Below are 21,144 nucleotides of genomic sequence, written 5' to 3'. Positions count from 1 at the left end.
CATGCATGCGAGAACTCCGGAGCAAGCGTCCTTCGCTGCTTCCATCGACGCGTTTTGTCGCGCCAGGACGGGCACCCGCGCGCAGCGCGACGCGCTGACCCAGCACGGCGTCGAGGCCCACAATGCCCGGCTGTATGCCGAGATGGCCGAACTGGGCTGGCTCGGCGTGGGCATCTCCCCGAAGTACGGCGGCTCCGACGGCGGCATGGCCGAGATGTGCCTGTTCGCCGAGCGCACCTCGTACGGACTCGCCCCCGTCGGCGGCTACATCACCACGGCCGTTGCCGCGAGCCCCTACGCGAAGTTCGGCAGCGAGGCGCAGAAGGAGAAGGTACTCACCGGCATCACCCGGGGCCGCGTGGAGGCCATCTCAATCTCCGAGCCCGACGCGGGCTCGGACGCCGCCGCCATCACCTGCCGCGCGACGCGCACGAGCGGAGGCTTCCTCATCAACGGTCAGAAGACGTGGTGCTCCAACGCGCACTTCGCCGACCACCTGCTGCTCGTCGCGCGCACGCAGTCCTCGGGCTCGCGGCACGAGGGGCTCACCATGTTCTGCGTCCCCACGGGCACGCCGGGCGTGGAGATTCGCGGCATCCCCACGCTCAACGGCAAGGAGGTCAACGACGTCTTCTTCACCGACTGCTTCCTGCCGGAGGACTCCGTCGTGGGCAGGCTGGACCAGGCCTGGCCCCAGCTCATGTCGGGCCTCAACAGCGAGCGGCTCCTGCTCGCCGCGTCCATGCTGGGCCGGGGCCGGCGCGCGTTCGACGACGCCGTCACGTACGTCAAGGAGCGCAAGCAGTTCGGCAAGCCCATCGGCTCGTTTCAAGCGCTCAAGCACCGCATCGCCGACCTGGCCACGGAGCTGGAGTGCTGCGAGCTGCTCATCTACCGCGTGGCGCAGATGGCGGACGAAGCGCCCGACCGGATGCTTCCCCGCGAGGCGTCCATGGCCAAGCTGAAGACGACGGAGACGGCCAAGCGCGTGGCCATCGAGGGTGTTCAGATGATGGGCGGCTACGGCTACGCGACCGAGTACGACATGGAGTCGCACCTGCGCGCCACGGTCATCTCCACCGTCTTCGGCGGCACCAGCGAAATCCAGCGCGACATCATCGGCAAGACGTTCGGACTGTAAGAGCGACTCACGACGGAGCGAGACAGACAATGACGGCACGTCCTCGATGGAGCTCTGACGAGCTCGAGCAGGTGCGTGGCCTGGCGGCCACCTATTTCACCAAGGAAGTCCTCCCCAACGTCCCCAAGCACGTGGCCCAGGGCCACCCGGACAAGGCGCTCTACCGCCGGGCGGGCGAGCTGGGCCTCTTGTGCATGTCCATCCCCGAGGCGTACGGCGGCGGTGGTGGCACGTTCGCCCACGAGGCGGTGCTCACCGAGGAGCAGGTGCGCGCCGGAGACCCGACCATGGGCTTCGCCGTGCACTGCTCCATCGTCGCGCACTACGTGCTCGCCTACGCGTCCGAAGCCCAGAAGCAGAAGTGGCTGCCCAGGCTCGCCAGCGGCGAGTGGGTGGGCGCCATCGCGATGACGGAGCCCGGCGCCGGCTCCGACTTGCAGGCCATCTCCACCCGCGCCGTGCGTGAGGGAGACTTCTACCGCGTGAGCGGCTCCAAGACGTTCATCTCCAACGGCCGCGTGTGTGACTTCCTCATCATCGCGGTGCGCACCAGCGACGTGAAGGGCCATGCGGGCATCTCCCTGGTGTGCGCCGAGGTCTCCGACACCACGCCCGGCTTCGGGCGGGGCCGCATCCTCGAGAAGCTCGGCGGCCATGGCCAGGACACCACGGAGCTGTTCTTCGACGACCTGCGCGTACCCGCCGTCAACCTGCTCGGAGACGAGGAGGGCAAGGGCTTCGCGCAGCTCATGTCGCAGCTTCCCCAGGAGCGGCTGAGCACCGCCATCCTCGCGCAGGCGAGCATCGACCGGGCCGTGGACCTCACCGTCGAGTACACCAAGCAGCGCCAGGTGTTCGGTAAGCCGCTTTTCGCTCTGCAGAACACGCGCTTCGAACTGGCGGAATGCGCGACGTTGCGGAGGGTTAGCCGGGCATTCCTCGACGAGTGCATCGAGCGGCACCTGGCGGGCGAACTGGACGTGGCGTCCGCGGCCATGGCCAAGTACTGGCTCACGGACCAGGCGTGTATCGTCGCTGACCGTTGCCTTCAGCTTTTCGGAGGGTATGGGTACATGAAGGAATACCCCATCGCCCACCTGTTCGCGGATACTCGCGTCATGCGCATCTTCGCCGGCGCCAACGAGGTCATGAAAGAGCTCGTCGCCCGTTCGCTGTAGCCCACTCCCACACCAAATCCCAAGGAGGCTCCCGGTGAGCCAGGAAGCATTCATCTTCGACGCGGTCCGTACTCCTCGCGGCAAGGGCAAGAAAGGCGCGCTGCACGGCACCAAGCCGCTGTCGCTGCTCGTCGGGCTGGTGGACGCGCTCAAGAAGCGCCACCCGAACCTGGACCCCAAGCGCATCGACGACGTGGTGCTCGGCATCGTCTCGCCCGTGGGAGACCAGGGCGCGGACATCGCCCGCACGCTGGTGCTCGCGGCGGGCCTGCCGGAGACGGTGGGCGGCGTGCAGCTCAACCGCTTCTGTGCCTCCGGCCTGACGGCGGTGAACATGGCCGCGCAGCAGGTGCGCTCAGGCTGGGAGCAGCTCGTCATCGCGGGCGGCGTGGAGAGCATGTCGCGCGTGCCCATGGGCTCCGACGGCGGCGCCTGGGCCATGGACCCGGCCACCAACTACGACACGTACTTCGTGCCGCAGGGCATCTCCGCGGACCTCATCGCGACGATTGAAGGCTTCACCCGCGAGGACGTGGACCGCTACGCCGCGCAGTCGCAGGAGCGCGCCGCCAAGGCCTGGGCCGGCGGCTACTTCAAGAACTCCGTCATCCCCGTCACGGACCAGAACGGCCTCACCATCCTGGACCGCGACGAGCACATGCGGCCGGAGTCCACGGTGGCCTCGCTCGGCCAGCTCAACGCGTCCTTCGTCGGCATCGGTGAGATGGGCGGCTTCGACGCGGTGGCGCTGCAGAAGTACCACGAGGTGGAGCGCATCGAGCACGTGCACACCCCGGGCAACTCCTCCGGAATCGTCGACGGCGCGGCCCTGGTGCTCATCGGCTCGGAGAAGGTGGGCAAGGAGCTGGGCCTGACGCCGCGCGCGCGCATCGCCTCCGTGGCGACGTCCGGCGCGGACCCGACCATCATGCTCACCGGCCCCCTGCCGGCCACGCGCAAGCTGCTCGACCTGGCGGGCCTGTCCGTGAAGGACATCGACCTGTTCGAGCTCAACGAGGCGTTCGCCTCCGTCGTGCTCAAGTACCAGAAGGATTTGGGCATCCCGAGCGACAAGCTCAACGTCAACGGTGGCTCCATCGCCATGGGCCACCCGCTGGGCGCCACGGGCGCGATGATCCTCGGCACCATGGTGGACGAGCTGGAGCGCCGCAAGGCGCGCCGCGCGGTCATCACCCTGTGCGTCGGCGGTGGCATGGGCGTGGCCACCCTCATCGAGCGCGTCTGAACCCCTTTGACTCACCTTTCGACAAGATTCGAGCGAACCCCATGAGCGAGCAGAACACCATCCGCTGGGACAAGGATGCCGACGGCATCGTCATCTTGACGCTGGATGACCCCAACCAGTCCGCCAACACCATGAACGCCGCGTACATGAAGTCCATGCGCGCGACGGTGGACCGGCTGGCCAGGGAGAAGGCCGACATCACCGGCGTCATCCTCACCTCCGCCAAGAAGACCTTCTTCGCCGGCGGCGACCTGAACGACCTGCAGCGCATCCGCAAGGAGGACGCGAAGCAGGCGTTCGAGTTCGGCCAGGAAATCAAGGCGCACCTGCGCACGCTGGAGACCCTGGGCAAGCCCGTGGTCGCCGCCATCAACGGCGCGGCGCTGGGCGGAGGGCTGGAGATTGCCCTGGCCTGTCACCGCCGCATCGTCGCGGACGTGAAGGGCGCGCAGGTGGGCCTGCCGGAAGTCACGCTGGGACTGTTGCCCGGTGGCGGCGGCGTGGTGCGCACGGTGCGCATGCTGGGCATCGTGGACGCGCTGATGAAGGTGCTGCTCCAGGGCCAGCGCTACCGCCCGCAGGAGGCCAAGGAGGTGGGCCTGGTGCACGAGGTGGTGGACTCCGTGGAGGCGCTCCTGCCCGCGGCCAAGGCGTGGATCAAGGCGAACCCGACGGCGCAGCAGCCGTGGGACGCGAAGGGCTACAAGATTCCGGGCGGCACCCCGTCCAACCCCGGCCTCGCGGCGAACCTGCCCGCCTTCCCCGCCAACCTGCGCAAGCAGATCAAGGGCGCGAACATGCCCGCGCCGCGCGCCATCATGGCCGTGGCCGTGGAAGGCACGCAGGTGGACATCGACACCGCGTTCACCATCGAGTCGCGCTACTTCACCGAGCTGGCCACCGGCCAGGTCGCGAAGAACATGATTCAGGCGTTTTTCTTCGACATGCAGCACATCAACTCCGGTGGCGGCCGGCCCAAGGGCTACCCGCAGCACACGGCGAAGAAGGTCGGCATCCTGGGCGCCGGGATGATGGGCGCGGGCATCGCCTACGTCTGCGCCAAGGCGGGCATCGACGTGGTGCTCAAGGACGTGAGCCAGGAGTCCGCGGAGAAGGGCAAGCAGTACTCCGTGAAGCTCGTGGAGAAGGCCGTCCAGAAGGGCAAGTCCACCAAGGAGAAGGGCGACGCGCTCCTGGCGCGAATCACCCCGACGGCGGACCCCGCCGCGCTCAAGGGCTGCGACCTGGTCATCGAGGCCGTGTTCGAGGGCGTGGAGCTGAAGCACAAGGTGTTCCAGGAGGTGCAGGACGTCGTGGCCCCGGACGCGGTGCTGGCATCCAACACCTCCACGCTCCCCATCACCCTGCTGGCAGAGGGCGTGAAGCGCACGGAGGACTTCGTGGGCATGCACTTCTTCTCCCCCGTGGACAAGATGCCGCTGTTGGAGCTCATCGCCGGCAAGAAGACGAGCGACGCGACGCTGGCGAAGGCCATCGACATCGCGGTGCAGATTGGCAAGACGCCCATCGTCGTCAACGACAGCCGGGGCTTCTTCACCAGCCGCGTCATCGGCACGTTCCTCAACGAGGCCATCGCCATGGTGGGCGAGGGCATCTCCCCGGCGTCGATTGAACAGGCGGGCCTGCAGGCGGGCTACCCCGCGGCGCCCCTGGCGCTGATGGACGAGCTCACGCTGACCCTGCCGCGCAAGATCCGCCTGGAGACGAAGGCGGCCGCGGAGGCCGCGGGCCAGACGTGGGTGGAGCACGGCAGCTACGCCGTGGTGGACGCGCTCATCGACAAGCACGGGCGCAAGGGCCGCTCCACCGGGTCGGGCTTCTACGACTACGTGGACGGCAAGCGCGCGAACCTGTGGCCGGGGCTCGCCCAGCACTACACGAAGGCGGGCCACACCATCCCCTTCGAGGACATGAAGGAGCGCATGCTGTTCGCGGAGGCCATCGACACGGTGCGCTGCTTCGATGAAGGCGTGCTGCGCTCGGCGGCGGACGCCAACATCGGCTCCATCCTGGGCATCGGCTTCCCGGCCTGGACGGGCGGCGTGGCCCAGTTCATCAACGGCTACGAGGGCCCCGCTGGCACGGGTCCGCGTGGCTTCGTCACCCGCGCTCGCGAGCTCGCGCAGCGCTACGGGAAGCACTTCCTGCCGCCCGCGTCGCTCGTCGAAAAGGCCGAGCGGGGCGAGTTCCTGAAGTAGCCGCGCGAATCTCACGCAAGGAGAAGTCCCATGGCCCAGGGTTCCACCCGCCTCGCCGCTGTCCCGTCTTCGTTCGATGCGAAGGCGCTCGTCGAAAAGCAGCGTGCCTACTTTGAATCCCGCGTCACGCTCCCGCTCGCGTGGCGGCGGGCGCAGTTGGAGACCCTGGGCCAGACGGTGCGCAAGTACGAGGCGGAGATTCTCTCCGCCCTCAAGTCGGACCTGAACAAGAGCGCGGAGGAGGCGTATCTCACCGAGGTCGGCAGCATCTACGGGGAGATCAAGAGCGCGCTCAAGCACGTGAAGTCGTGGATGAAGCCCCGCCGGGGCTCGGCACCCATCGTCATCCAGCCGGCGCGGGCCTATCAGTACTCGGACCCGCTCGGCGTGACGCTGGTCATCGCGCCCTGGAACTACCCCTATCAGCTGTCGATAGCGCCGCTCATCGGGGCGCTCGCCGCGGGCTGCACCGCCGTGCTCAAGCCCAGCGAGCTGGCCCCTGCCACGTCGAGCGTGCTCTCCCGGCTGCTGTCGGAGGCGTTTCCGGAAGAAGTCGTCGCCGTCGTGGAGGGGGACGCGGAGATCAGCCGCGCCCTGCTCGCGGAGCGGTGGGACCTCATCTTCTTCACCGGCGGCACCCAGGTGGGCCGCGTGGTGGCCGAAGCCGCGGCCAAACACCTGACGCCCACCGTCCTGGAGCTGGGCGGCAAGAGCCCCTGCATCGTGGACCGGAGCGCGGACCTGGAGGTCACCGCGCGCCGCATCGCCTGGGGCAAGTACCTCAACGCGGGCCAGACGTGCATCGCTCCGGACTACGTGCTCATCCCGCCCGAGATCAAGGAGCGCTTCACCGCGCTGGTCCAGAAGGCCGTCACCGGCTTCTACGGCGCCGACGCGCGCACCAGCAATGACTACGGCCGCATCATCAACCCCCGGCACTTCGAGCGGGTCTCCGCGCTCGCGGGGCACGGGAAGGTGGCCTTCGGCGGCGAGCGCGAGGCGTCCTCCCGCTTCTTCGCGCCCACCGTCATCACCGACGTCCCCCTGTCCAGCCCGCTGATGCAGGACGAGATTTTTGGTCCCCTCCTCCCGCTGGTGGACTGCCCGAGCATCGACGAGGCCATCCGCTTCGTGCGCTCGCGGCCCAAGCCGCTCGCCCTCTACAGCTTCGCCAAGGACTCGGCCGTCAACGAGCGGGTCCTCACGGAGACGTCGAGCGGCGGCGCCGTGGTCAACGACGTCTGCGTCCACTTCGCGGCGGAGGGCCTGCCCTTCGGCGGCGTGGGAGAGTCCGGCGTGGGCGGCTACCACGGCCAGTCGAGCTTCGATGCCTTCAGCCACAAGAAGAGCGTCGTGAAGCGGCCCTTCCTGCTGGACCTGGCCATGCGCTACCCGCCGTACGTGGGCAAGCTCGGCCTCTTCAAGCGCCTGATGTAGCCACGGCCCCCCGGGGGTGTCCTCCCGGAGGGCCGCCGTGCTTCACCGCCCACCCGTGACAGGCTGAAAGGCCCGTCACGGGTGAGTCGTTTTCAGAGCGTCTTCATGTACTCGATGAGGGCCCAGCGCTCGCTGTCGGTGAGCGACTGGGTGAAGTCGTGGCCCTCGTTGCCGAGCCCGTACAGGTGTGAGTTGAAGATCATGCGGGAGCGAATCTGCTTCTGGGTGATGGGCGGCGGCGACTGGTACGCCAGCGAGTTGTAGTTGGCGACGACGTTCGCGATGTTGGCGAACAGCACGTCCAGCGTGGCCATCTCATGGCTGCACGGGATGAAGGGGTCATTGGCCGGGCGATCTCCACAGGCCAGCGCCGTCACCTTCCAGCCGAGCTTGTTGAAGTCGTAGGAGGCGTGGCTCGGGTCGAAGCCCGCGTTGGTGCCCAGGTTGTTGGTGGAGGTCTGCTGGCGCTTCCACACCTTGGGACGGTCCGACGGCTTCAGCACGTCCCAGAGCGTGGGCACGCTGGAGTTGTGGAAGTACGGGGCGGAGGCCCACGCGCCGTAGAGCGGCGTGGCCACGTAGCCGAACGGTTTGATCCACGCGTTGGGCCCCTCGGGCGAGTACACGGGCCCCATGCCGTTGTCATACGCGGCGCGCGGCACCCGGCGCAGGGCGCTGCTGATGGGGTCGTCGTAGAACGGGCCGTGGTTGGGGTGCTCGTCGTTGTAGGCGAGGAAGGACGTGTTCCACGCCTTGCGCTTGCGCTCGTCCGCCATCAAATCCTTGCGGGCCGGGTCCGTGCGGATGGTTTCAATGGGGGTGATGACGCCGGAGATGCCCTTGAGGCGCGGGTCGGGCAGGTACGCGGGGTTGACCGCGTAGCGCGGCGAGTAGACGCCGTGGCAGCTCGCACAAGAGCCGTTGCCCGGAGTCTTCGGAATGGTGGCGTTGGCGCCATTGGCCCACAAGTCACGCTCGTGGAAGAGGACCGCGCCCTGCTCGGCCAGCGCGGTGTTGATGGCCTTCGGGTAGGCGGGGGGCGACATCGAGACGAAGAAGTTGTCGTTGTCCTCGAACTCGGCGGTCAGCGCGCGGCGCTCGGCCGCGTTGCGCCCCAGGTTGGCGACGGCGAACGCCATCTCCGAGCGGACGTTGTCGGACGTCAGCGCGCCATCCCAGAACTGGCGCGTCTTGAACGCGCGGTACCACCAGTTGGGAGCGCGGGACATGCCACCGGCATGGGTGGGGAAGTACTCGAGCAGGCTGGGCACCATCGCCAGCGAGTCCATGTCGAAGAGCGCGGGCAGCAGGTCGACGATGCCAATGGCGTCGCTCATGCCTCGGCCCACGCTCCAGGGCACGGGGGCAATCTGGAAGATGTTGCCCACCACGGTGGAGCGGAACATGTCGGACTGGATGAGGCCCGCGTCCAGGGCGTCGTTGGAGCGGCCCCACACGAAGCCGGCTTCCGACTCGGTGCCCAGCCGCGAGTCATGGCAGCCCGAGCAGGTGGAGGCGATGGCGCCCGTCCAGCGGCCGTTGGAGTCGCGCTCCTGCACCAGGCCGAGCGGAAGCTGCCCGCTGCCGCCGTTGGTGAGGTTGGGGTTCTCCCAGGGCATCGGATAGGGATTGCGGAAGGGGGCCTTCGACATCCCGTAGCGCTTGATGACCTGCTCGTCGAAGTCCGAGGGGCGGAACAGATATCCCCACAGCGTGTACATGCCGTAGTACGCGGTCGCCGTCGAGAAGGGCTGGAAGTACGCCCGCGTCTCGATGTTCTTCTTTCCGCGGGCGACGCTCGCGCGGAACTCTCCACAGTTCGTCGGGTTTGGCGCCAGCGTCGTCACGAACGGCGGCGGCGGGTTGTGCAGGTCCACCCAGTACGCGTTGAACTGCACCGCGGCCCCCGGCTTGTTGATGCCCGGGACAACGAGGGTTCGGGGGTCCACCGGCAACGGCGTGGAATCCGGCTGACCCTGGCACGCCGACCCGAACGGAGAGCGGTTGGCCGTCACATCCAACAACGGCGGGTCCGCGGCCTCCGCCCGGGTGACGACCAGGGCCAGGAGCAAGGAACTCGAAAAAGCCCACTGACGACTTCGGTGCAGTCGCATGCGCGCAGCCCTCCACTACTTATTGGCACTCTGACAACAGCGCGATACTTAGGCCCCGGAGTGAAGGCGCACAATACGCAGCGCGTCAGCGAATCCGGGATTGGGGGGTTTTCGACGACCTGTCGCCTCAAGGCAGGGCCGCCCCACTTCAGCCTCAATCACAAACTCATCATCCGCCAGCGAGATATTCCGTGTTGCGGAATATCCGAAGTCCGTCGTATCAAGGAGGTCACACCGCCCCCTCACCGGGGAAGACCTCCGTGCACCTCGACGCTCGCTCCTCGCCCCCTGTCCTCCCCTCGCTGGAAACCGGGTCCTCCCGGAGCGCCGACACCGCGAGGCCTCCTTCCACCGGGAGCATCCCGTCGTGGCGGCGCTGGGTCTGGCTGCTCATCCTGCTGGGCCTGACGCCGGGAGCGGAGGCGAGCTCACGCTTCGAACTGGACGCGCCGTTCAACGTCGGGCTGGACCGCTCCTACGTCTTCTTCTCGCCCAATCGGATTCGCCGGGTGGGAGACCCGGAGCCCTCGCACCTGGTGTTCGAGGCCCAGGTCGCACCCAATCTCTTCCTGCCTCAGCTCCACATCGGCCACGCCACCCCCACGCTGGGTGAGTACATCCTGAGCGCGGTGGTGACGCCGAACATCCGGCTGCGCATGCTGGCGCAGGAGTCCAGCCCCGTCATTCCGCCGTCCTTCATGCCCAAGCTGACGCTCCAGGCGGCGCACTTGTGGAAGCCCTGGCTGGATGACCAGGGCAAACCCAGGCGAATGGCCTTGTCGTTCATCAACGTCTCGGTGGGGCATTACTCCAATGGCCAGGCGGGGTGCTTCTACGCCAACCAGAGCGAGGCCGAGGGAGGCTGCGCGTCCGTCGAGGGCGAGCTGCCACTCAATGAGACCAGCGGCGACTTCTCCACCAACTTCATCCGGCTGGAAGCCCAGTTCCGGCTCATCGAGAACATCGACATGGCCCGTCGCTCCGCGTGGAGCTTCGGCGTGGGGGCCTTCGTCGAACGCAATTCCTCACTCGCCTTCGGCGGCATCACCCCGGAGATGCGCGAAGTGTATGGCGATGGCCATGTCGGCTTTGGCCTCCTGGTGGAGCGGCTGTGGTTCGAGCACCGCTTCCGCGTGGAGGGCAACGTCAACGGCCCCTTTGGAGAGACACCTGGCCAGCGGTGGACCTTCAACGTGGAAGCCGCCGCCCTCCCCCGCTGGGGCGCGGGCTTCGGCGCGTTCGTCCGGTACGTGCACGGACAGGACTACCTCAACATCCTCTTCCTGGAGCCGGTGAGCCTGGTCCAGTTCGGCCTCATCTTCGAGCTGGGCCCTGGCCTGCGCGCCAGGAGCGGCCCGTCCGGAGACCCGCTGGGTCCGACATGAGCACGCGGGGCGTCAATTCCTCCCACCTTGCCAGACCTACCCCCACGCTTGCCTTTGGCATTTATGTGTCCTGACAGCTCCTCAATCCCTGCATTCCGCGCCATGATGCCAACATCGCTGTCGGGGAGGCTCGCGATGTTCAACGTCATGCAGGTCGCAAGGCAGCTCAAGAGCGCGGTGCTGGCGGACCCTGAGCGCTTCTATACGAACGAGACGGGCGCCTGGGTGACGGGGCTTCCAACGCCACAAGAGATTCGCGTCAGCACCGGACGGGAGCCATTCTGGATCAACCTGGGCTACTGGCGTGACGTGGAGCGGGTGGACGAGACGAACTGCGAGCGCGTGGGAGAGCTGTTCATGGCGGCCCAGGCGCAGATGGCGCACCTGCTCGCCCGCACGGCGCGGCTGGGCGAGCGCGACTCGGTGCTGGACTGCGGCTTCGGCTATGCGGACCAGGACATCCTCTGGGCGGAGACGTATCGCCCCGCGCGCATCGTCGGCGTCAACGTCACGCCCAAGCAGGTCGACATCGGACGAGAGCGCCTCAGGCTCACCGGGCTGGACGGCGTCGTGAAGCTGGAATTGGGCTCGGCGACGCAGCTGCCCTTCGGCGCGGGCGAGTTCGACGTCGTCTTCGCCCTGGAGTCCGCGATGCACTTCCGGACGCGCGGCGACTTCCTGCGCGAGGCATTCCGGGTGCTGCGCCCGGGAGGCCGGTTGGTCATGGCGGACATGTGTCAGAAGACGGACCGCGAGTCGGGCGCGGGGCTGCGTCGCCGCCTGCGTCACCGCTACTGGCGGGGCCGGATTGCCTTTCCCGAGGCCAACGTCTGGACGACGCAGCGCTATGTCTCCGAGCTGCGACACGCGGGCTTCCAGCTGGCCCGGTTGGACTCCATCGCGTCGGATGTCTACCCGGCGGTCAACACCGCGCTGGCCGCGCTGCGAGGGATGACGGCCGCCGAGCGACAGCCCGGCAGTGTCACCGTCGCCAAGGTCCGCGAGGACGTGCGACGCGCGCGGCAGATGGAGTTCGAGCAACTCCAATGGCTCACGCTGTTCAACTGCGACGAGTACGCGGTGGTCTACGCGGAGAAGCCCTGAGCCAAGCATGTCGGCCGCCGCCGTCCGGAATCGAGTGACTCCGGACGGTGTGGCCGCGCTCCCGCCCGACGTCCGTCAGACGAACGAGGCGACGTAGAAGTGCGTCGGCAGGTGGACGACGAGCGCGGTGTGAATCTCGCCGCAAACCGCCAGGCCCTCTCGCGGGAAGATTCCCGGGGGCGCCTCCGCGAAGCGGATGGAGGAGCGACCGCTGTCGAAGATGGTGGCCGCCGCGGTGAAGTCCCCGACGATGACCTGCCCGGGGTCCACCATGCGCGCCCGAGCGATGCGCACGCCCATGCTCGTCAGGTCCGCCAGCAGTCCGCCGCGTCCCACGAAGTACCGGTAGTAGTCCGCGGGGTTGACGAGGATGCCGTCGGCGCTGCCACCCATCTGCTCCACCCTGTCACACGCGGCCAGCAGCGAGGAGACAGGGTCCGAGCGTGCGGGGAGGCGGGCAATCCCCGGCGTCTCCAGGAGTCCGCGCACGCGGTCTCCTCCGCGTCCGCGCGCGAGGGCCTGGTTCTCCGCCGTGCACAGCCGCACCAGCAGCCGGAAGTCGATGAAGGTCGCCAGCGTCTCCGGGTCGTCGAGCAGCGCCGGGGGCACTTGAATCCAGGCCGTCGTCGGCTTGAGCGTCGCCAGGTCCGTGTGGAACTCGAAGGCGGCCTCGGGGCGCAGGCCCACGTCCTCCACCGCGACCGTCGGCGCCGTCTGGGGAGGCGTCTCGTGCCAGTACTTCACCTTGGCGCCGTCCGCCTTCGCGACCTTGAACAGGGCACGCACCGCGATGCGCGGCCGTCGCTTGAAGCCCGGGAAGGCCTCAGTGATGGTGTGAGAGAAATCCACCGAGGCCTTCGCACCCTGCGTGGCGACCGCCTGGGCGAAGAGCTTTCCGGGGGAGAGAACGGGCTGCTCCACTGTCTCGTTCGCGCTCATGTCGACCTCGGGCCTACTCGCCCCAGTCCTCCTCTACCTCGGGTGCCTCTTCGAGCCGCAGTGGGTTGAGGCCCACCACCTCAAGCTCGCCGTCACACCCCGAGCACGTGAGAACTTCGCCCTGCACACGGCCCTCACCATCGATGGGCTGAGAACACGTGGGACACAGAGCCTGCCCGGTCGCTTCCGACTGCTTCGTCAGTGCATGCATGCCCTTGCTCCTTCTTCAACCGCCGTCGCTGTCGCTGACGGCAACGGGTTCATGGGGCGCGATGTTTCACACCCTCCCTGAGTCCCAGGCGCGTGCAGTCTGGGAGCCTTCTCCGCCCTCGTCAAGACAAGCCAGGAAAGGCGCGCGCGTGCAGCAAGGCGGCATTTCTCAGCTGTCTCGGCACGAAGGATTTCTGTGCTCCACTGCCGCCACGTCCCATGTCCATTCGGCGACTTTCGAGTCATCCGTCGTTTCGAGCCTTCAGCCACCCGGCCTACGTGAAGGTCTGGTGGGGTGGGCTCATCTCCACGTTGGGGACGTGGATGGAGCTGGTCGCGCTGGGCATCTACGTGACGGAGACGACGGGGCGCGCGGAGTGGATGGGCCGCATCACCGCGCTGGCGTTCCTGCCCTCCATCGTCCTCGTCCCGCTCGCGGGAACGCTGGCGGACCGGTTTGACCGGCGCGCGTATCTGGCGGTGTGCACGCTGGGTCAAGCGCTGATAGCCGGGGCGCTCGCGGCGCTGGCCGCCATGGGGCAGCTCACGCTCACGCCCCTGGCCATCCTCTGCGTCCTGCACGGCTGCATGAGCGCGCTGACCCTGCCGGTCTTCTCGGCGATGACGGCCGTGATTCTCCCGCCCGAGCAGCTTCACAGCGGCCTCAGTCTGGACCTGGCGCAGGCCAACCTGGGGCGCATCTTCGGCCCGGCGCTCGCGGCCATCGTCCTCACGCGAGGCGGCGTGGCGTGGGCATTTCTCATCAACACGATTTCCTTCGTGGCCGTGCTGGTGGCGCTGGCGTGGATGGGGCCGGTGAGTCGAGGGAGTGCGCGGCCCGGAGAGGGCCTGTGGAGTGGCGTGAAGCGCGGGCTGCTCGCGGCGCGTGAGGACGTGGGCATCGCCGCGGCGCTGGGTGGAACGCTGGGGGTGGCCGCGCTCATCTCTCCCTTCATCGCGCTGGTGCCGGTGCTCGCGCTGCGGGTGCTCCATGGAGACGCTGCCACGGCGTCGCTGCTCACCACCGTGCAGGGCGTGGGAGCGGTCACCGCCGCCGTACTCGCGGGGACACTGGCCGAGCGTTGGGGACGCGGTCCTCTGCTGGAAAGGACGCTGCTCCTGCTGGGGCCCGTGGCCGCCGCGTACTGGCTGTCGCCGACCGTGGCCTTCGCGGGTGTCTCGCTCTTCATCCTCGGCGCGTTGTATCTGCTTGCCGTGGGGGGATTGAGGACGTTGTGCCAGGGGCGCGCCAGCGCGGAGCTCCAAGTGCGCGTGAGCGGCCTGTTCAATCTGGTCCTGAACCTCGGGTACTCGGGCGGGGTGTGGTTGCAGGGAGCGCTGGGAGACCGACTGGGACTGCGCGCCGTCACCGCATGCGCGGCGCTGCTCTTCTTCGCGCTGGCCCTGGGCGTTCGCGTCCTGCTGCCGGGCCGGCTCGCGTCACTGGAGGCGCGATTGCCTCCTCCTTCTGCCTGAGCGTGGATCATGCGGACACGCTCCGAGGCTGGGTCTTCGCTTGGGCTCGCGCGAGCGCGTCGCCCAGAATCGCGGCGAGCTGCTGCACTCCCGGAAGCCGCAGCAGTGCGTAGTGGTCTCCGGGCAGTGTGTGGACCTCCACGCCACCCCTGGCCAGCAGCTCCCATTCGTGAGCACGGGGCGACTCGCCCGACTCGATGGAGAGCAACGTGCCGGTGTACGGCCGGGGCACATACCGCCAGGCAGCCCGGAGATTCGACTCGAACACCTCGCGCAGCGCACTGAGGCCCGACTCGGGCAGGGCCGCCGCCTTGCGACCGGCCTCTTCCAGGAGACGCAATGCTTCCTCCGGAGCGAGCTGTGAAAGCGCGGCCTCGGAGCACGGAAGGTCCGCGCCCGCCGCGCGCAGCAGGTCCCTGAAGAAGAGCGCGCCCAACCTCGTGGGCTCCAGCCACTCCCGGTCCACCGCACCTCCGGGATGGGCTCGCGCATAGGTGTCGATGAGCACCAGCAGGTCCACCTGCTCGCCCTGCTCCTGGAGTTGCTGCGCCAGCTCGAAGGCGAGCGTGCCGCCCAAGGACCATCCACCGAGCAGGTAAGGCCCACGAGGCTGGACGGTGCGAATGGCGCGCAGGTAGTGCGCCGCCAGGGATTCCACGCTGTCGAGGGTCGGCGCCTCACCGTCGAGCCCCGGCGCCTGTAAACCATAGAAGGGCTGGTCGGGCCCCAACAGGTGCGCGAGCTCCGCGTACGCGAGCACCGTTCCACCCACGGGGTGGATGCAGAAGAAGGGCCGCTTCGTCGTTCCGCTCCGCAGCTCGACCAGCGACGACGTCGGCCCCTGGTCCTGGTGCAACAGGCCCGCGATGCGCTCCACCGTCGCCCCCTGGAACAAGGTCGCCACCGGAAGCGACCGCCCCGTCAGCCCGCGAATCCGCCCGAGCAGCCGCACGGCCAACAACGAGTGCCCACCCAGTTCGAAGAAGTCCTCGCGGATGCCCACGGGATGCAGGCCCAGCGTCTCCTCCCATGCGCGGACAAGCTGAAGCTCCAGCGACGTTCGCGGCGGGACTCGCTCCACCAAGCGGGCAGCCACCTCTCCCTCCGGAGCAGGCAGCGCGCGGCGGTTCACCTTGCCGCTGGGCGTGAGCGGCAGCGAATCCAACGGCACGAAGTAGCCGGGCACCATGTACTCGGGCAGTCGTTGCTTGAGGAAGCTCCGCAGCTCAGGGACCGCTGGCGGACCGCCCTCCCCGCCCACGACATAGGCCACCAGCCGCGTGAGGCCCGAGCCATCCGCGCGCGCCTCCACCACGCAGTCCTTCAGCGCCGGGTGGCGCGCGAGCACCGCTTCGATTTCGGCCAGCTCGATGCGATAGCCACGCACCTTCACCTGCGCGTCGCGTCGACCGAGGAACTCGAGCGTCCCGTCCTGCCGGTACCGCGCGAAGTCACCCGTGCGGTACAGCCGCGCACCGGGAGAGAGGTCGAGTGGGTCCGGAACGAAGCGCTCCAGCGTCAGGTCCGGCCGGTGGAGATAGCCACGCGCCAGCGCGTCACCTCCGAGGTACATCTCCCCGGGAACACCGAGGGGAACAGGTGCCTGTCGCGCGTCCAGCAGATGGACCCGGGCGTTCGCGATGGGGCGTCCGATGGAGGGCAGGTCGGGCCATGACTCGGGGTCGCCGGCCAGCGTGTGGGCCGTCACCACGTGCGACTCCGTGGGCCCGTAGTGGTTGTGCAGGACACACCCGGGCAACCTCCGCGCGAAGCGACGCAGGGCCGGCGTCACCCGAAGCTGTTCTCCCGCCGTCACGATTTCGCGGAGCCGTCGCGGCACGAAGTCTTCACGGTCCGCCACCTCCGCCAGGTTCTGGAGCGCGACGAAGGGCAGGAAGAGGCGCTCGACTTCACACCGGTCCATCAACTCCAGCAGCGCGTGCGCATCCAGCCGCAGGTCCTCGGGGATGAGCACCAGCTCCCCTCCCGCCGCCCAGGTGGAGAACAGCTCCTGGAAGCTCACGTCGAAGCTCAGCGGGGAGAACTGGAGCGTCCTCCCCCTGGGAAGCGTGGACGCGCCGAGCTGCCACTGCACGAGATTGAGCAGAGGCCCGTGAGGCATGGCCACCCCCTTGGGCGTACCGGTGGAGCCCGAGGTGTAGATGACGTAGGCGAGCGACTCCGGGCCCGCCAGCGGCTCCAGGTCCGCCGAGCGCTCCTCCGCGAAACGCGCCGCCTCCGTGTCGAGGTCGAGCCTGCGCGCCACGCCGTCCGGCAACACGTCGGAGAGCGTGGACTGCGTGAGCAACCATGTGGCACCCGAGGAGCGGAGCATCCACTCCAGGCGCTCCCGTGGATAGGAGGGGTCCAGCGGGACATACGCGCCGCCCGCCTTGAGGACTCCGAGCACTCCCACAGCCAGGTCGAGCGAACGTCGGACACACAGGGCCACCGGAACGTCAGCGCCCACACCACCCCGGCGGAGGAGTCGCGCGAGTCGGTTCGCCTGCCGGTTCAGCTCGCCATAGGTGAGCGAGTGTTCGCCAAAGCGGACAGCGACCGCATCGGGCGTGCGCGCGGCGTGCGCCTCGAAGAGCGCATTCACACAGGACGCCGAGGACCGAGGCGCCTCGGTGGCGTTCCACTCGACGAGCAAGCGGCGTCGCTCGGCCTCCCCCAGCAACGGCAGCGCCTCCACGTCCTGTCCAGGCTGGGAGAGCGCGGCCTGGAGCAGTCGCGTGTAGTGGCCAGCCATGCGCGACACCGTCTCCTCGTCGAAGAGGTCCGTGTTGTATTCCCAGTACGTCACGAGCGACTGAGGGAGCTCGCGCACGAAGAGCGTGAGGTCGAACTTCGCCATGCCCGGCTCGAAGCTCAGCTCCTCCACAGCGAGGCCGGACAGGGCCAGCGGAGCCGTGGGCCCAGGCATGACGAACATGACCTGGAAGAGTGGCGAGCGACTCAAGTCCCGACTCGGCTGGAGCGCGTCCACCAACTGCTCGAACGGAAGGTCCTGATGCGCGAACGCTCCCAGACATGCGCGCCGCACCCTCCTCAACAGCTCCCGGAAGCTCGCCCCTTGCGTCTGCGTCCTCAGCACCAGCGTGTTCACGAAGAACCCCACCAGCGCCTCCACCTGCCTCCAGTTCCTCCCGGAGATCGGCGTCCCCACCACCACCTCCGTCTGTCCGCTGTAGCGCGAGAGCAACGCCTGGAACCCCGCCAGCAGCGTCATGTACAGCGTCACCCCCTCCTTCCTGCTCAGCTCGCGCAGCACCCCCGCCAGCTCCGGAGGCAGTCGCACCGCGAGATGGCCCCCGTTGAATGACTGCATGGCGGGCCGTGGCCTGTCGGTGGGCAGCTCCAACACGGGCGGTGCGCCGGCGAGCTGCTGCTTCCACCACGTCAGCTGCTTCTCCAGAACCTCCCCCTTCAGCCACTCTCGCTGCCACCTCGCGTAGTCCGCGTACCGCACCTCCGGACGCCGTTCGTCGACGGCCGTCCCTCTCACCCTGGCCTCGTACGCCTCGCTCAGCTCCCGCTCCAGCACTCCCACCGACCACCCGTCGAACACGATGTGATGCACCACCCACACCAACACGTGCTCCGCCTCCCCCACCTTCAGCACCTTCGCCCTCAGCAGCGGCCCTCGCTCCAGGTCGAACGGCCCGCGCGCCTCCTCCTCCACTCGCGCCAGCACCTCCCCTTCCTTCACCTCCTCCACGCGCAGGATGAACTCCACCACCTCGTGGATTCGCTGCACCGGCCGGCCGTCCACTTCGCCGAACGTCGTCCGCAGTGACTCGTGTCGCCTCGCCACCTCGCGGAACGCCTCCTCCAGCGCCTTCACGTGCAGAGACCCCGTCAGCCTCACGGCGAAAGGCATGTTGTAGGAGAACCCCTCGGCATCGAGCTGCGAGAGGAACCACAACCGCTGCTGCGCGAAGGACTGCTCCGCCACGGCACTCGGAGGCCCCCGCACCAACGGCGGCGGTGCCGCGCCCCTCGCATCCTCCAGCACGTCTTCCAGATGCTCCGCGAGCTGGGCCACCGTGGGGGACTCGAACAGCACCCGGACAGGGAGTTCGCGACCGATGACTTCCTTCAAGCGCGACACCGCCTGCGTCGCGAGCAGCGAGTGTCCTCCCAGCTCGAAGAAGTGGGCCTCGATGCCCACACGCTCCAGTCCGAGCAACGGGCCGAAGACCTCCGCGACCACACGCTCCATCGCGGTGCGCGGCGCCATGTAGCCACCCCGAGCCTCCTCCGTACGCGGCACGGGCAGTGCCTTGCGGTCCACCTTTCCCGTCGGCGCCAGCGGAAGCGTGGGCAGAGACACGAAGGCCGACGGCACCATGTACTCGGGCAGCTTCGCTTGCAGTTGCGTGCGCAGCTCGGAGGGTTCGAGCCGCTGGCCTTCCTGGAAGACGATGTAGCCCACGAGCCGCCGATCTCCCGGCACATCCTCGCGGACGACAGCCACCGCGTCTCGCACACCAGGGAGGGCTCGCAACACCACCTCCACTTCGCCCAGCTCGATGCGGAACCCGCGCAGCTTCACCTGGCCGTCCAGGCGGCCGAGGAACTCCAGGTTCCCATCCGCGAGCCAGCGGGCCCTGTCCCCCGTGCGGTAGTAGCGCTCGCCCGGTGCGGCGCCGAGCGTGTCCGGAAGGAAGCGGTCCGCGGTCAGGTCCGGACGGCCGTGGTAGCCATGCGCGAGGCTGGCACCGGCGACGCCCACTTCCCCGGGGACACCAAGGGGACAGGGCTCGCCCTTCGCGTCCAGCACATAGAGCCGCACGTTGGTGATGGGCTCCCCCACGGGAGGAAGCGCGGGCCATGACGACGGTGGGCCCGATGCCCTCCAGGCCGTCACGACGTGCGCCTCCGAGGGCCCGTACTGATTCTCCAGCACGCAGCCCGGGAGCCGCTCGAAGAAGGCCACCAGCGCGGGCGTCACCTGGAGCTGCTCGCCCGCTGTCACCACCTCCGTCAGCGGCGGCAACACATCCTCCGCACCGGCCGCGTCACACACAGCCTGGAGAGCGACGAAGGGCAGGAACAGTCGCTCCACCCGGTGACGCACCATGTACCGCAGCATCGCACTGGGGTCCCGGCGCAACTCGGGGGTGATGAGCAGGACGCGTCCGCCCAGGCACCAGGTGCCGAACAACTCCTGGAAGGAGACATCGAAGTTGAGCGAAGCGAACTGGAGCGTGGTGGCGTCCGGCTTCACCGTGCGCCGCAGCAACCACCAGAGCATGTTGCCCACCGCGCGGTGGGACATGACGATGCCTTTCGGTCGCCCCGTGCTGCCCGAGGTGTAGACGAAGTAGCAGTGTGTCTCCGGCGAGACGTCGACACGCGGAGCCATCGTGGGACGACGGGCGATGGCGGGGCCTTCGTCTTCCAGGCAGACAATGCGAGCGCCGGTGTTCGGCGGCAGCGCGGCGACAAGGTGCGACTGTGCCAGCACCACGGGCGCACGCGTATCCTCCAGCATGAGCGCCAGTCGCTCGACGGGCCAGGTCGGGTCCAATGGAAGGAACGCCGCGCCCGCCTTCAAGGTGGCGAGCACCGCCACCGGCATCTCCAGTCCACTCCGGTCCAGACACAAACCCACCGAGCCATTGGGAGGAACCCCGAGCGCCACCAGGTGGTGCGCGAGCTGGTTCGCGCGCGCGTCCAGCTCCGCATAGGTCAGCGAGCGTGTGCCGTCCGTGACGGCCTCCGCATCAGGCGTTCGCGAGACCTGGGCCTCCACCCATTGGTGCATCAGCCCCGGCACATAGGTGGAGTCCTGGCGCGAGCCCCAGTCGACCAGCAAGCGCTGTCGCTCGGAGTCTCCGAGCAGCGGGAGCTCCGAGGCCTGTCGTTCCGAGGTCTCCACCGCCGCGCTCAGCAGCCGGCCGTAGTGGCCCGCCATGCGCGACACCGTCTCAGCGTCGAAGAGGTCCGTGTTGTATTCCCAGTACGTCACCAACCCGCGAGGCGTCTCCCACGCGAACAACGTCAGGTCGAACTTCGACACGCCGGGCTCGAAGTCGAGGTCCTCCACCTGAACGCCGTCCAGGTCGAGTGGCGACAAGGTGCCAGGCATGACGAACATGACCTGGAAGAGTGGCGAGCGACTCAAGTCCCGGCTCGGCTGGAGCGCGTCCACCAACTGCTCGAACGGAAGGTCCTGGTGCGCGAACGCTCCCAGGCATGCGCGCCTCACCCTCCTCAACAGCTCCCGGAAGCTCGCCCCTTGCGTCTGCGTCCTCACCACCAGCGTGTTCACGAAGAACCCCACCAGCGCCTCCACCTGCCTCCAGTTCCTCCCGGAGATCGGCGTCCCCACCACCACATCCGTCTGTCCGCTGTAGCGCGAGAGCAACGCCTGGAACCCCGCCAGCAACGTCATGTACAGCGTCACCCCCTCCTTCCGGCTCAGCTCGCGCAGCGCCCCTTCCAGCCCCGCTGGCAGCGCGACCCGCTTCAGTGCGCCTTGGTAGGTCCGCACCGCGGGCCTCGGGCGGTCCGTCGGCAGCTCCAGCACCAGCGGCGCTCCCGCCAACTCTTCCTTCCACCACGCCAACTGCTTCTCCAGCACCTCCCCCTTCAGCCACTCCCGCTGCCACCTCGCGTAGTCCGCGTACTGCACCTCCAAGCCTCGCTCCGCCCCCGTCTCCCCTCTCACCCTCGCCCCGTAC

At 68.3% G+C, this 21,144-nt stretch carries 12 protein-coding genes; 8 read left to right on the top strand and 4 right to left on the bottom strand.

Annotated elements, in window-relative coordinates; translation table 11 throughout:
- Position 1 precedes the first annotated feature (1 nt).
- From FJV41_RS24495 to FJV41_RS24475, 5 genes are read left to right on the top strand one after another with little or no spacing between them, the layout of a single operon-like run.
- A complete protein-coding gene (locus FJV41_RS24495) occupies positions 2 to 1,141 on the top strand; it encodes an acyl-CoA dehydrogenase family protein (protein WP_141644965.1) in 1,140 nt (379 codons plus the stop codon).
- A 29-nt stretch (positions 1,142 to 1,170) separates the two neighbouring features.
- A complete protein-coding gene (locus tag FJV41_RS24490; RefSeq protein ID WP_141644964.1) occupies positions 1,171 to 2,319 on the top strand; it encodes an acyl-CoA dehydrogenase family protein in 1,149 nt (382 codons plus the stop codon).
- Positions 2,320 to 2,353: 34 nt separating this feature from the next.
- A complete protein-coding gene (locus tag FJV41_RS24485) occupies positions 2,354 to 3,565 on the top strand; it encodes an acetyl-CoA C-acetyltransferase (RefSeq protein ID WP_141644963.1) in 1,212 nt (403 codons plus the stop codon).
- Between the two features lie 41 nt (positions 3,566 to 3,606).
- Positions 3,607 to 5,784: a 3-hydroxyacyl-CoA dehydrogenase NAD-binding domain-containing protein gene (locus tag FJV41_RS24480; protein WP_141644962.1), complete on the top strand. Its 2,178-nt coding sequence runs from the start codon at positions 3,607 to 3,609 to the stop codon at positions 5,782 to 5,784.
- Between the two features lie 30 nt (positions 5,785 to 5,814).
- The gene (locus tag FJV41_RS24475; protein ID WP_141644961.1) at positions 5,815 to 7,221 is read left to right on the top strand and encodes an aldehyde dehydrogenase family protein; all 1,407 of its coding nucleotides are present in this window, start codon (positions 5,815 to 5,817) and stop codon (positions 7,219 to 7,221) included.
- 92 nt (positions 7,222 to 7,313) lie between these two features.
- Here FJV41_RS24475 and roxA read toward each other — a convergent pair whose 3' ends face one another.
- Entirely contained in the window at positions 7,314 to 9,335 is a 2,022-nt protein-coding gene (roxA, locus tag FJV41_RS24470) for a rubber dioxygenase RoxA (protein WP_141644960.1), read from the bottom strand.
- Between the two features lie 260 nt (positions 9,336 to 9,595).
- Here roxA and FJV41_RS24465 point away from each other — a divergent pair, with 260 nt between their 5' ends.
- Together FJV41_RS24465 and FJV41_RS24460 are read left to right on the top strand one after the other, a co-directional pair.
- Positions 9,596 to 10,720: a hypothetical protein gene (locus FJV41_RS24465; RefSeq protein WP_246137384.1), complete on the top strand. Its 1,125-nt coding sequence runs from the start codon at positions 9,596 to 9,598 to the stop codon at positions 10,718 to 10,720.
- Between the two features lie 135 nt (positions 10,721 to 10,855).
- A complete protein-coding gene (locus FJV41_RS24460) occupies positions 10,856 to 11,824 on the top strand; it encodes an SAM-dependent methyltransferase (RefSeq protein WP_141644959.1) in 969 nt (322 codons plus the stop codon).
- 75 nt (positions 11,825 to 11,899) lie between these two features.
- Here the strand turns inward: FJV41_RS24460 and FJV41_RS24455 are convergent, their stop codons facing one another.
- Positions 11,900 to 12,763, bottom strand: coding sequence for a family 3 encapsulin nanocompartment shell protein (locus FJV41_RS24455; protein ID WP_141644958.1), 864 nt, complete (start codon positions 12,761 to 12,763; stop codon positions 11,900 to 11,902).
- A gap of 13 nt (positions 12,764 to 12,776) precedes the next feature.
- Positions 12,777 to 12,974 (bottom strand): lysine biosynthesis protein LysW, encoded by a 198-nt coding sequence (gene lysW / locus FJV41_RS24450; protein ID WP_141644957.1) that lies wholly within the window; start codon positions 12,972 to 12,974, stop codon positions 12,777 to 12,779.
- Positions 12,975 to 13,192: 218 nt separating this feature from the next.
- Here lysW and FJV41_RS24445 point away from each other — a divergent pair, with 218 nt between their 5' ends.
- On the top strand, positions 13,193 to 14,449 hold the full coding sequence (locus tag FJV41_RS24445; RefSeq protein WP_141644956.1) for an MFS transporter: 1,257 nt from the start codon (positions 13,193 to 13,195) through the stop codon (positions 14,447 to 14,449).
- A gap of 7 nt (positions 14,450 to 14,456) precedes the next feature.
- Here the strand turns inward: FJV41_RS24445 and FJV41_RS24440 are convergent, their stop codons facing one another.
- Positions 14,457 to 21,095, bottom strand: a complete 6,639-nt coding sequence (locus tag FJV41_RS24440; RefSeq protein ID WP_246137385.1) for a non-ribosomal peptide synthetase — start codon at positions 21,093 to 21,095, stop codon at positions 14,457 to 14,459.
- Positions 21,096 to 21,144 lie beyond the last annotated feature (49 nt).

Origin of the sequence: Myxococcus llanfairpwllgwyngyllgogerychwyrndrobwllllantysiliogogogochensis, from assembly GCF_006636215.1 — a bacterium.
GTDB lineage: Bacteria > Myxococcota > Myxococcia > Myxococcales > Myxococcaceae > Myxococcus > Myxococcus llanfairpwllgwyngyllgogerychwyrndrobwllllantysiliogogogochensis.
The sequence above is the reverse complement of the archived record's forward strand: the minus strand, read 5'-3'. Positions and strand labels throughout refer to the sequence as shown.